This is a genomic window from Moraxella lacunata, assembly GCF_002027545.1.
Classification (GTDB): domain Bacteria; phylum Pseudomonadota; class Gammaproteobacteria; order Pseudomonadales; family Moraxellaceae; genus Moraxella; species Moraxella lacunata.
Map to the genome: position 1 here is coordinate 16,543 of NZ_MXAN01000084.1, position 12,961 is coordinate 29,503.

Sequence of the window (12,961 nt, forward strand, 5' to 3'; positions counted from 1 at the left end):
CTTGCTTTTTCTTAACTTATGTCAATTTTTTAATGGTTGTTTTGGTGTTCTTTATGAAATCTTTGACCCTACCCCTATTATCTACACTCATGCTAAACCTGCCCGTTGCTCATGCTGACGTGACCGTCTATGCAGCAGCCAGCTTGACCGATGTCATGGGCGAGCTTAATGCGATGTATGAGACAAAATACCGCACCAAAGTAAAGACTTCTTATGCATCATCAGGCACGCTCGCCAAGCAGATAGAACAAGGCGGTAAGGCAGATGTGTTTATCTCGGCGGACGTGGCATGGATGACTTATCTTAATAGAAAAAATCTCATTAGCTCTGCCAACACCACGCATTTGCTGGGCAATCGCTTGGTGATGATTAGCCCCACCAAAAAACCTGTCGCAGTCACGATGAGCCAAAATTTTAATATCGCTGGCAGTTTTACAGGCAAACTCTGCACAGGCAACACCGCCAGTGTCCCCGTCGGCAAATACGCCAAAGAAGCACTTACGCACATGACCTGGTGGCAGAGCATTAGATCAAGACTGGTTGAGACCGAAGACGTGCGAGTCGCCCTAAACTTCGTCGCCCGTGGCGAATGTCCACTTGGTATCGTCTATGCCACTGATGCCATCAGCACCCAATCGGTAAAGACCGTGGCAACTTTTCCCACCAACAGCCACACGCCCATCATTTATCCTGCGGGGCTTGTCCGTTCTAATAACAGCGACGCCAAGCGATTTTATCAATTTTTACAATCTGATGACGCCAAGGCGGTTTTTAAAAAACATGGATTTGCTCCGTTAAAATAAATCATACCTGCGAACACCGCTTACAAATGGGCGTTAAAGGACATTAGTGGTCAGATTGCCCATTTTGCTTTATAATACCGCCATCATTGCCATCATCATTTGCCATGCTATTGTCACTCAGCCCTGATGAGCTTGAAGTCATCAGCTTATCGGTTAAAATCGCCCTATCCTGCCTACTCATCAATCTCATCCCTGCCATCATGATGGGTTATTTTTTGGCACGCTCACAGTTTTGGGGCAAGTCGCTTGTGGAGACCTTGGTGTATCTTCCCCTTGTCCTACCACCTGTCGTCCCTGGTTATGTATTGCTTGTCCTATTTGGTAATCAAGGCGTGATTGGCAAGCATTTGAGTAGTTTGGGACTAGAATTTGCCTTTAACTGGAAAGGAGCGGTGCTTGCCAGTGCGGTAATGGGCTTTCCTTTGATGGTGCAGTCATCACGCCTTGCCTTTGAGATGGTTGATACACGCCTAGAATGGGTCGCCAAAAGTCTGGGGGCAAGTAGGATTGGTACGTTTTTTAAAGTGACCCTACCTTTGTCAGCCAGTGGTATCGTCGTTGGGGCGATTTTGGGCTTTTGTCGCAGTTTGGGCGAGTTTGGGGCGACCATCACGTTCGTGGGCAACGTCGCAGGCGAGACACGCACCCTACCCCTTGCCATGTATAGCTTACTGCAACAAGCTGACAGCGATGTTGCCATCATGCGACTGATGGCGTTCTCGGTCAGCGTGGCATTTGTGGCGTTGTTTTTCTCGCAGTGGTATCATCGTCAGCAAAAACAAAAGGTGTAGCAATGAATAGCCATGACAAACCCACCTTTGACTGTGATATCACCCTAAAACTGGGCAAAATCACCCTATCGCCAAAGTTTTGTTTTGATGACAACATCGTGGGACTGTTCGGAGCGAGTGGTACAGGCAAGACCAGTATTCTACATGCCTTTGCAGGGATTATCACACCCACATCAGGACACATCAGAGTCAATGGCACAACATGGTTTGATAAACAAGCCAATATTAACTTACCCATCAAAGACCGACTGGTCGGTTTTGTATTCCAAGATGGGCAACTATTCCCCCACAAAAGCGTGATGGACAACCTGCTGTTCGGCTATCGGCACCGTGATAAATCCGCTCGTCGCTTTCATCCCGATGACATCATCAGCCTATTAAAACTCGGACATCTAACCAAGCGTCTGCCCGCCAAACTCTCAGGCGGGGAAAAACAGCGAGTGGCACTCGGGCGAGCGTTGCTATACTCTCCCAATCTACTACTCATGGACGAGCCACTATCCGCCCTAGATAGCGAACACAAACAAGAGATTCTGCCGTTTTTCCAAGAAATCAAAGCGATGAGCATTCCCATGCTGTACGTCAGTCATGACATACAAGAGATTGAATTTTTGACATCGAGTGTGTATCGGGTGGTGAGATAGTGTGTTACAAACTGCTTATTTAGGGTGGATTTTTGCCATCATGAAATATGTGTGCCATTTGTTGCTTGTGTATGGGTTTGGTGTAAGTGTAGACACTAACTAAAATTTACTGAAAATTAGTTTATATAGCATTTAAAAGAAATTTAAAAATTGCTTTTTTATAAAAAAGCAATTAATATGTTGCTTTTAAAACACCAAAACACCCATGAACACACTTGATAATTTTAGAAAACAGATAAAATCTCGCCGTCTTGCGTTGGGGTTAAAGCAAAAAGACATGTTTGACAGAACAGGCTTATCAAGACAACAATATCAAAACATCGAAAAAAGTGGCAACCCCACTTTGGAGACCTTGCTACTGATTGCTGACGGGTTGAACTGCGAGCTAACACTCACCCCAAAAAACCCATCGCCAACTACATCAACTGCGTCAAACATACCACAAGATGACCCAACCCAAGACCCTTGGCAAGGAATACTTGACTCATGAATGCTTTGGATTTTTTAGAGATTAGACTGCATGAGCACACAGTGGGCTATCTTGTGAGCCTATCGCAAGGGCAAAATCGCCTGTATTTTAGCCCTGATTATATTCATGACAAAAATAGAGCGACGTTTAGTCTGACCACACACAAAAACTTTGCAAATCATCAAAAACTACTTAGCACGCCTTGGGTGAGATGGCAAAGATTACACCCTGTATTGTCCAATCTATTGCCAGAAGGTGCGTTAAGGCAATTGCTTGCCCAAAGTCTAAAAGTGCATATTGACAATGAATTTTTATTATTAAATCTCTTTCCAAACTAAAAATAAACCCTTATAAGTATTGGGGTTGAAGTTTTTAAAAATCCATAAAAATCAGGGTTTGGAAAGAAGTCTATTAAAGCATTTGGGGCAAGACCTACCAGGGGCCATCACTGCCATTCCAATCAACATGCAACAAGTGCCTAACTTTATCATTCATCATCTAGGATTGACCAAAGATGATGTCAATATAGCTCCACAGCAAGACAGTCATGGTGATATACCCATTAAAGACAGCGGTCTATCTCACCCCTTTTCTTTGGCGGGCGTGCAGACCAAATTCTCCATGCGTCAAGTGATGACTCACACAGGCGAGCGGTTTACATTACCCTTGGTTGGTCAAGAATCCACGCTTGGCAACTGGATTGTTAAGACACCATCGCAATCACACCCTTTTATTCCCGAAAATGAATATAGCATGATGCGACTGGCGGAGCTTGCAAAAGTAGAAATCCCGCCAATCAGGCTTGTACCCGTCTCATCACTGACTGGCATTGCAGATACTGCCATGTTTAATGATAAAATGACAGATATTTCCAGTCCGCCACTGGCTTATGCCATACAACGATTTGATAGGCAAACCCTAGCCGATGGTAGCGTTAGACGCATACACAGCGAAGATTTTGCCCAAATTCTTGTTAAATATCCCCATGAAAAATATAACGGCGGTAACTACGCCAGTCTTGCCAAAATCCTGTATCAATTTAGCGAACACGACCTGTCCGATGTCAATCAGCTTGCCAGACGAATCTTGGTCAATATCTTGATTGCCAATGGTGATGCTCATCTAAAAAATTGGAGCGTTATTTACAAGGACGGCATAAATCCTATGCTGTCGCCAGCCTATGACTTGGTTAGTACCAAAGTGTATCTACCCAATGAAACCAGCTTTTCGCTCAATCTTGATAGTACTAAGCATTGGTATCAAGTCAATATGGCTCATTTTGAGCATTGGGCAAAAAAAGCGGACGTGCCTTGGCGAAGTATCAAGCCACAGCTCATAGAAGTAATGCAAATCGCCAGAGATATTTGGAAGGGTGCGTTGGACGACTTGCCAATGGCACAAATACACAAAGAGATATTAACCAAGCATTGGGCGATGCTTGATGATGATTTTAGGGTAGCCTAAAAACCATTAAGGATTGTTGAAATTTGGTATTTGTAATTAAAAATAAGATTTAGCTATTTTTTGCAAAAATAGGTTAAAATTGTTAAATTTTATACAGCATTTTTGTGCCTGACTTGACATCATAACAAGTATTCTTTTTCACCCAAAAATGCTATACTATTTATCATTTATCTTTTGTTCTAGGAACGTTAAAATGGCAACAGCAAACAGCATTGCAGATAATCTAAACGATGTCAACACCCAATCTTTCCTAAACGAACTCGATCAAAACCTATGGAGAGCCGCCGATACCCTGCGTAAAAACCTAGACGCCGCCAATTATAAACACATCGTTCTGGGTTTTATCTTTTTAAAATACATCTCCGATACGTTCACCGATTTTCAAGGCAAATTAAAAGCCAATATCGCCAACCCCGAGAGTGATATTTATCTTGACCCATCACTGTTTGAGCCAAGCGAATTTGAACAAATCCTGTCTGCCGAACTAGAAGAACGGGATTATTACACCGCCGAAAATATCTTTTATGTACCACAACAAGCACGCTGGGAAAACATCAAAGACAACAGCAAACTAAACGCAGGCGATGAATTGCCTTGGGGTGGCAAATTCAAAAATGTCAGCATTTTGCTTGATGATGCCTTTGAAGCCATCGAACAAGAAAACCCCAAACTAAAAGGCGTGCTCCAACGCATTGCAGGCTTTGGCGTGCCTGATGAAATGCTTCGTGGCTTGATTGACCTTTTCTCTCGCACCGACTTTACCCGCCCAATGTACAATGGCGAACCTGTGCATCTGCAAGCCAAAGACATTTTGGGTCATGTTTATGAATATTTCTTAGGACAATTTGCCCTAGCTGAAGGCAAAAAAGGTGGTCAATATTTCACGCCAAAATCCATTGTTACCCTGATTGTGGAAATGCTCGAACCCTATTCAGGGCGAGTGTATGACCCTGCGATGGGCAGTGGCGGATTTTTTGTGCAAACCGACCGCTTTATCCAAGCCCACCAAGGTAACCGCAACGCCATTTCGGTCTATGGGCAAGAATCCAACCCCACTACCCGCAAACTGGCGGTGATGAATATGGCGATTCGTGGCATTCCCTTTGACTTTGGCGACAAGCCTGAAGATACTCTGCTCAATCCGTTACATATTGATAAAAAAATGGATTTTGTGATGGCAAATCCCCCTTTTAATATGAAAGAATGGTGGAGCGAAAGTTTGGCAGGCGACCCACGCTGGACATACGGCACACCGCCGCAAGGCAACGCCAACTTTGCGTGGTTGCAACATATGATTTACCACCTTTCGCCAAAAGGCAAAATGGCACTCCTACTTGCCAACGGCTCAATGAGTAGCCAAACCTCAGGCGAAGGCGAAATCCGCAAAAACATCATAACAGCCGACCTAGTCGAAGCGATGATTGCCCTGCCCAATCAGCTATTTACCAACACGCAAATCCCTGCCTGCATTTGGATTATCAATAAAGCCAAAGCTCGTAAAGGCGAAGTGCTGTTTATCAATGCCACCCAAATCGGCTATATGAAAGACCGAGTACTCCGTGATTTTACTCCTGATGACATCGCCAAAATCGCCACCACCTACCACAACTGGCAAAAACAGGACGGCTACGAAAATATCCCTGCGTTTTGTTACTCGGCAACACTAGACGAAATCGCCAAAAATGACTTTGTGCTGACCGCAGGGCGATATGTGGGAGCAGTAACCGAAGAAGATGACGGCGTGCCATTTAGCGACAAAATGCAGGAATTGACCGCACTTTTAAATGAACAATTTAAACAAGGGCGAGCATTGGAAGAAAAGATTGTGGCAAATTTAAAGGGGTTGGGGTTTTAAGATGAGTGAATGGCAAGTTCAAAAATTATCTGATGTAATTGAAATTATTGGTGGCGGAACTCCCAAAAGAAGCGAAGAGCGTTATTGGAATGGTGATATTGACTGGCTATCAGTAGCAGATTTTAATAACGATTTTAGATTTGTAACCAATTCATCGGAAAAAATAACTGAACTAGGACTAAAAAATAGTAGCACAAAACTACTACAAAAAGGTCAGTTAATTATTTCTGCTCGTGGCACGGTTGGTTGTTTGGCTCAACTCGCAAAACCTATGGCATTTAATCAATCTTGCTATGGTTTAAATGGTATAAAAGACATCATAGACAATGATTTTCTGTATTATTTTCTAAAACATAATATTGGTATTCTTAAATCAAAAACTCACGGTTCTGTATTTGACACAATTACAAGAGATACTTTTGAGCATATAGAAATTAACTTCCCAAATTTAGATAAGCAAAAAGAAATTGCAGAGATTTTGGGGGATTTTGACAAAAAAATCCAACTCAACACCCAAACCAACCAAACCCTAGAAGCCATAGCACAGGCAATCTTCAAAAGCTGGTTTGTGGATTTTGACCCTGTACGAGCCAAAGCCCAAGCCCTAAGCGAAGGCAAAAGTGAGCGAGAAGCGAATTTATCGGCAATGTCGGTCATTTCAGGCAAAGCGATTGAAGACCTAAGCCAAACCGAATGCCAAGAGCTTTGGGAAATCGCCGAAGCCTTCCCAAGTGAATTGGTGGAAAATGAACAATTTGGCGAAGTACCGAAGGGGTGGGAAATAAGTACGATTGGCGAAAGTTACAATGTTATTATGGGACAATCCCCGAGCGGAGAAACCTATAATGAGCAAGGCAACGGCACTCTATTTTATCAAGGGCGAGCGGAGTTTGGTTGGCGTTTCCCAACCCCAAGATTATTTACAACCAACCCCAAAAGAATGGCAAAAAGTAATGACATTTTAATGAGCGTTAGAGCACCAGTTGGTGATTTAAATGTAGCTTTGGAAAATTGCTGTATTGGACGTGGATTGTGTGCATTAAGTCATAAAAGTGGAGAGTTTTCATTTGGATTTTATCAGATGAAAAATTTGAAGTCTGTTTTAGATGTATTTAATGGTGAAGGCACTGTTTTTGGATCAATAAATCAAAAAGATTTGAAATCAATACCAGTCTTAAATCCACATCAAGAAATAATTGCATTATTCAATAAATTTATATTTGATATTGACAATAAAATTAAAAACAATGTAAAAGAAAATCAGCAACTAGAAAAAATACGAGACCTGCTCTTACCCAAATTATTAAGTGGGGAGATGGAGTTGTGAGTAGTCAAGAGAATATTGAAACCGTAAAAGAAAATCTTTTAGAAAATGCCAAGATTTCAATACAGCTTGGTATGGAAGATTATAAGCTAACCAAAAATGATAACAAAAGAAAAATATCTGCGATACGCAATATTTTTTCAGGATTAATTTTGCTTTATAAATATAAATTAATACTGATAAGTCCAAAAGATAAACCATATATTTATATTACTGCTATTAATTCAAAGGTAACAAAAGAAATTTATGATGGTACTTTTGGTGAAAAAACACCAACAAATACTGTTGATGTACATAACATCAAAAAAAATCTAAAGAATCTAGACATAAGAATAGATGGAAATTTATTAAACTTTATCAATAAAGCAAGAAATAGTATTGAGCATTTTTATCACACACAAGATATCGATATTTTAGAGCTTATTGTAAAAAGCTTCCTTTTAATTGAAGGCTTCTACGAAGACTATCTAAAAAATAATTTAGAGATGAGTTTAAAGGATTTTTTAGGAAATGAAATTTATCAATTAATCCTTGAGAATAAAGATATTTATGATAAAAAACTAAGTGAATGCCATCAATCATTTACCAACATAGAGTTTCCAGATGATATTTTAAAAGATATTTTTATTAAAAATATTGAGTGCCCTTATTGTCTATCGCATTTAATTAAATATCAATCTGGTGATTATGAAAATTTATCTTTACATTGTACCTATTGCTTAAATGGTCAATGCTTAGATAAATATGATGTGTTAGGTCTTACTCATCATACTATCAAAGATGGTGGAGATTTTCGTGAAGAATGTCCTGAGTGCGGGGAATACACAATCTTTTTAGATAATATTTGCTTAGAGTGTGCTTTTGAAAAAGACCCAGACAAAGATTATGAACGAGAAAACTATTTAAACTATTTATTGGAAAAAGACGATTAAAACGGAGAATCCACAATGCTAGGCATCAACGAAAGCACCATTGAACAATCCGCCATTGCCACAATGCAATCTTTGGGTTGGGATTATACCTACGGTAAAACCATTCTTTTGGGCTGCCAAAACGAATGGCGAGAACGGACAGGCGAGGTGATTTTAAAGCCCTTGTTGGCGGCCGCCATTGCAAAATTAAACCCCAATTTGCCCGCTTATGAGGTGGAAAATGTGGTGGCACAGGTGTGCCGTGCCGACCCTGGCGACCTTGCCGAGCGTAACCGCGGGGCCTATGAATGGCTAAGAAATGGCGTGCCATATCGTTATCAGGCACAGGGTGAGCAAAAGTTTGAAGTGGTGCGTTTGGTGGATTTTGGGGTGCCTGCCCACAATGATTTTCGCATTGTCAATCAGCTGGATATTGGCGGTAAAAAAGGCAGACGCATTCCGGATTTGATTGGCTTTGTTAATGGCTTGCCACTGGTGGTGTTTGAGCTCAAAAATCCACTCAAAGAAAATGCCGATATTGGCAAAGCGTACGCACAGCTACAAACCTATAAAGATGAAATTTCCGATTTGTTTGTGTTTAATCAGGCGTTGGTGATTTCAGACGGCATTGTCGCCCGTATCGGTTCGTTGACGGCTGATTTTGAGCGTTTCACCCCTTGGCGTGTGATTGATGAAAAAGACCAAAGCCGACAGATTGCCTTTGAAAATGAATTGGAAGGGTTGATTACAGGGATAATGACCCCTAAGGATTTGCTTGATTATGTGCAAAATTTTGTGGTGTATGAAAAAGACAGCAAAAACCGTGTGATTAAAAAGATTGGAGCGTATCATCAGTTTTATGGCGTGAATGAAGCTGTAGATTGCACTTTGCACGCCACCGCCAAAAATGGCGACCGTAAAGTGGGCGTGTTTTGGCATACGCAAGGCTCTGGCAAGTCGTTATCTATGCTGTTTTATGCAGGCAAAGTGTTAAGCCGTGCCGAGCTAAAAAATCCAACCTTGGTCATCGTTACCGACCGCAACGATTTGGACGGTCAGCTGCATGCGACCTTTTGTGGCGGTAAAGATTTGCTCAAACAAACGCCCATTCAGGCAGACGGACGAGACGAACTCCGTCAAGCATTGGCGAGCCGTTCGGCAGGTGGGGTGATTTTTACCACCATTCAAAAATTTGGTTTGTTGGACGGTGAGCTTGCCCACCCTATCTTAAACGAGCGAGAAAATATCATCGTCATCACCGATGAAGCCCACCGCTCCCAATACGGTTTTAGACAAAAAATTGACCACAAAGGACAATATAAAGAAGGCTATGCCAAGCATTTAAGAAGTGCCTTGCCCAATGCGTCTTTTATCGGCTTTACTGGCACACCCATTGCCCTAGATGATAAGGACACACAGGAAGTGTTTGGTAAATATGTGTCGATTTATGATTTTGAAGATGCAGTGGCGGACGGTGCGACCGTGCCGATTATTTATGAGCCGCGCCAAATCAGCTTGGGCGAAAGTAGCGAGTTTGCCAATGCGGTGCAAGAAGCCGAAGCATTGCTTGATGAAGACAGCCCAACCTTTCGTTTGCGTGAAAAATTGCACGGCGTGGACAGTCGCTTGCAACAAATGGCAGAAGACATCATGAGCCACTATGAAAAACGCACCGAGCAACAAGACGGTAAGGCGATGGTCGTGGTGATGAGCCGTGCCATTTGCGTCAAATTGTATGACAAACTCATTGCCTTGCGTCCTGATTGGCATTCTGACGATGTGCAAAAAGGGGCGGTAAAAATCGTGATGACCAGCACAGCAAGCGATCCTGCCGAGTGGCAACGCCACAACCAAGACAAAAAGACCCTAGAAAAACGCTTTAAAGACCCAGACGACCCACTCAAAATCGTGATTGTGCGTGATATGTGGCTGACAGGCTTTGATGCTCCGTGCTGTAACACGATGTACATTGACAAGCCGATGAGCGGTCATAATCTGATGCAGGCGATTGCACGAGTGAACCGTGTTTTTCGCAACAAAAGCACAGAAAATGGTGGTTTGATTGTGGATTATGTTGGCTTGACTGACGAGCTAGAAAAGGCAATAAAACAGTACACCAACGCCAGCGGTAAAACCCAGCAAGTGCGAGACATTGGGGCGGTGGTGGATAAACTGGTGGAATACATCACGGTCATTCGTGGGCAATTTGCCACGCCCGTGGACGGCAAAACCGTTGATGTGAATGCGATTTTAAAAATCACCGAACCGCCAAAACTGCTCACCGCCATTTTGACATCTGCCAACCATATTTTGGCGTTAGACCGTGTCAATCCGCATGATGATACGGACAAACAGGACAAAACCCCACGCAAAAACGCCTTTTTGCAGGCGGTGCGATTTGCCAAAAAAGGCTTTTCTTTGTGCGGGGCGTTAAAAGACGTTGAACCGTATAAGCAGGAATTGGCGTTTTATGATGCGGTGCGAGCGACCATCATCAAAAACAGCACCACCACACGCACGCCTACAGGCGACAACGACCGCCTACTCCAACTCGCCTTATTGATGAATAAAGCGGTGAGTTCAGACGGCGTGGTAGATTTGTTTGATTTACTCAAAAAAGACCGCCCCAACATCAATCTGATGTCTGATGAGTTCTTACAAAGCATTAAAAATAGCCCAACCAAAGATTTATGGCTGTTGGCGATGGAGCGGTTTTTATCGTCTGAACTTAAAGAAAAAGGCGGTGTCAATCTTGCCACCAAAAAGGAATTTGAAGAACGCCTAAAAGAGGCGATGAACCAATACCACAATCATAATTTATCGGTACTTGAAATCATCGAAGAGCTTATCGCCCTTGCCAAAGAGTTTGAGGCACGCCAAAAACGTGGCGAAGAGTTGGGCTTAAATCCTGCCGAAATGGCGTTTTATGATGCCCTAGTCCGCAACGAAAGTGCGGTACGAGAGATGGGCGATGAGGTGCTGATGAAACTTGCCAAAGACATCACCGACAAACTGCGTAAATCGGTAACGATTGATTGGCAATATAAAGATTCGGTGCGTGCCAAAATGCGGACGCTGATTCGTATTGCCTTAAGAAGCTATAAATATCCGCCAGATTTGCAGGCAGAAGCGATTGAATTTGTGATTCAGCAGGCGGAGGCGATTGCGGAGGATTTGGTTGAGAGTGATTGATTTGAGCTAATAATAACACCAAAAAGACTGTGATAAAGCTTTAACTGCCTATCTTTATTCTGCGTGCTGGCAAATAACTGATATTCTTTATGGCTGATTAACCTGCATTCACAGCATGGATATTCTTCAATCATATCCACCATCCAAAACACCCTACCGATGTCTATGAATCTCTTTTTATCGGTTAGGACAAGATAGATGGGAGATTTGCTTGTTTGTTCTTGATTGTCAATTGTTGGCTGTTCGCTCATATGTTTATCTCCTGATTGTTCATTGCTCAATACTTATCATTCAATACTTATCATTCAATACTTATCATTCAATACTTATCATTCAATACTTATCATTCAATACTTATCATTCAATACTTATCATTCAATACTTATCATTCAATGCTTATTGCTTGCTTTACTGTTTTTAAAACACCTCGTCATTTGGAAGCTCCTTTAACAAAGCCGACTTTATCAAAAGATAAAGACTCTCTTCATCATAAAGCTGTCTGTCTGCAAGATGTGTGATTGTTTGCTTAACCCATGCATGCAGAGCCTCATGATTATTTAAGTTAGATGATGTGCTTAAAAACAAACTCATGCCAAAGCCTTGTTGGATAGGTAAATCAATAATCAGTGCTTTGCTAACTTTATTGGTAAGATGAGCGATTTGCTCTTTGTCTTGTATGTCCTGCAAAAGCATCTCCCATGTATCGGCAGAGCTTGATTCATGATGTAACGGATAAATTAGCATGATGACCCCTCCTGCCCTTGCTTGCTTTGCATTAATAACGCATGAAACGCACTGCCGTCTTGTCTTGTGGCATTGGGTACATAACGACTATACACCTTAAAGAGCATCATGGTATTGACATGTCCCATTTGCTTGGCAATCCATTCAGGTGCCTCTCCTGCTGACAGCCACAGTGTGGCGGCGGTGTGGCGTGTTTGATAAGCATTTCTTGGTTTTAGCCCAAGTCTTCTTAGGGTTGGGTGCCAGACTCTGCGATTGACATTGCGATAATCTAGTGGTTCGCCATTTTGTAAGCAAAACACATAATCAAAGCCATGGCTTTGCTTGATGAGCTTGCCTTGCTTTTTGTTTGCCTGATAAATAAGATGCTGAGCTTGCAGGGCATCATACACAAAAGGCGACATATCAATTTGCCTATTAGACTCTGCTGTTTTGGGCTTACCTAATACGCCATTGACAAGTGCTTGACGAATGTGTATTTCTCGTCTGTCAAAGTCTACGCAGTCCCATGTTAAGCCATCAATCTCACTTGTCCGCATACCTGTAAAGAAACGAACCAAATAGTAGTTCTTATAATCAGCTCTTACCCCATTAAGAAACTGCCAAACTTCATCTAAGCTAAATGGGACAATCTCAGGCTTATCCGCTTTTAACTGCTTAATATCCACTGTTGGATCATCAAAATGGTAGCGTTTTGACGCTTCTTTTAGTATCATATATACCAACCGAACTTAAAAACTACCGCACAACCACATAAAATAAAA

12 protein-coding genes and 1 pseudogene are annotated in these 12,961 nt (G+C 42.2%); 10 read left to right on the plus strand and 3 right to left on the minus strand.

Annotated features, from left to right (window positions below):
• The first annotated feature begins 53 nt into the window (after positions 1-53).
• The 10 genes from modA to B5J94_RS11490 all read left to right on the plus strand — a co-directional run bounded on the left by modA (position 54) and on the right by B5J94_RS11490 (position 11,453).
• Positions 54-803 (plus strand): molybdate ABC transporter substrate-binding protein, encoded by a 750-nt coding sequence (gene modA, locus B5J94_RS11450; RefSeq protein WP_143821985.1) that lies wholly within the window; start codon positions 54-56, stop codon positions 801-803.
• A gap of 104 nt (positions 804-907) precedes the next feature.
• Positions 908-1,594, plus strand: coding sequence for a molybdate ABC transporter permease subunit (gene modB / locus B5J94_RS11455; protein ID WP_062498903.1), 687 nt, complete (start codon positions 908-910; stop codon positions 1,592-1,594).
• Positions 1,595-1,596: 2 nt separating this feature from the next.
• Positions 1,597-2,238 (plus strand): ATP-binding cassette domain-containing protein, encoded by a 642-nt coding sequence (locus B5J94_RS11460; RefSeq protein ID WP_062498902.1) that lies wholly within the window; start codon positions 1,597-1,599, stop codon positions 2,236-2,238.
• A 205-nt stretch (positions 2,239-2,443) separates the two neighbouring features.
• A complete protein-coding gene (locus B5J94_RS11465) occupies positions 2,444-2,728 on the plus strand; it encodes a helix-turn-helix domain-containing protein (RefSeq protein WP_062498901.1) in 285 nt (94 codons plus the stop codon).
• Positions 2,725-3,045, plus strand: a complete 321-nt coding sequence (locus tag B5J94_RS14850; RefSeq protein ID WP_228144592.1) for a HipA N-terminal domain-containing protein — start codon at positions 2,725-2,727, stop codon at positions 3,043-3,045. The genes B5J94_RS11465 and B5J94_RS14850 overlap by 4 nt, the downstream gene beginning before the upstream one ends.
• Before the next feature lie 25 nt (positions 3,046-3,070).
• The gene (locus tag B5J94_RS11470) at positions 3,071-4,171 is read left to right on the plus strand and encodes a type II toxin-antitoxin system HipA family toxin (protein WP_228144593.1); all 1,101 of its coding nucleotides are present in this window, start codon (positions 3,071-3,073) and stop codon (positions 4,169-4,171) included.
• A 193-nt stretch (positions 4,172-4,364) separates the two neighbouring features.
• Positions 4,365-6,026, plus strand: a complete 1,662-nt coding sequence (locus B5J94_RS11475) for a class I SAM-dependent DNA methyltransferase (RefSeq protein WP_062499947.1) — start codon at positions 4,365-4,367, stop codon at positions 6,024-6,026.
• Between the two features lies 1 nt (position 6,027).
• Positions 6,028-7,353, plus strand: coding sequence for a restriction endonuclease subunit S (locus B5J94_RS11480; protein WP_062499948.1), 1,326 nt, complete (start codon positions 6,028-6,030; stop codon positions 7,351-7,353).
• Complete coding sequence (locus B5J94_RS11485) at positions 7,350-8,282, plus strand: hypothetical protein (RefSeq protein ID WP_062499950.1); 933 nt, start codon at positions 7,350-7,352, stop codon at positions 8,280-8,282. The genes B5J94_RS11480 and B5J94_RS11485 overlap by 4 nt, the downstream gene beginning before the upstream one ends.
• A gap of 24 nt (positions 8,283-8,306) precedes the next feature.
• Positions 8,307-11,453 (plus strand): type I restriction endonuclease subunit R, encoded by a 3,147-nt coding sequence (locus tag B5J94_RS11490; protein WP_373280030.1) that lies wholly within the window; start codon positions 8,307-8,309, stop codon positions 11,451-11,453.
• On the opposite strand, the gene B5J94_RS13960 is transcribed toward B5J94_RS11490, so the two are convergent.
• From B5J94_RS13960 to B5J94_RS11500, 3 genes and pseudogenes are all read right to left on the minus strand, one after another.
• Positions 11,408-11,704: a hypothetical protein gene (locus tag B5J94_RS13960; RefSeq protein WP_143821986.1), complete on the minus strand. Its 297-nt coding sequence runs from the start codon at positions 11,702-11,704 to the stop codon at positions 11,408-11,410. The two genes, B5J94_RS11490 and B5J94_RS13960, sit on opposite strands and share 46 nt — an antisense overlap.
• Positions 11,705-11,870: 166 nt before the next feature.
• Positions 11,871-12,197 carry a hypothetical protein gene (locus B5J94_RS11495; protein WP_062501688.1) on the minus strand — a complete coding sequence of 109 codons (327 nt, stop codon included), beginning with the start codon at positions 12,195-12,197 and terminating at the stop codon, positions 11,871-11,873.
• Positions 12,191-12,913, minus strand: a pseudogene (locus B5J94_RS11500) (site-specific integrase); the annotation flags it as partial. The pseudogene B5J94_RS11500 and the gene B5J94_RS11495, both read right to left, overlap by 7 nt.
• Between the last annotated feature and the right edge of the window lie 48 nt (positions 12,914-12,961).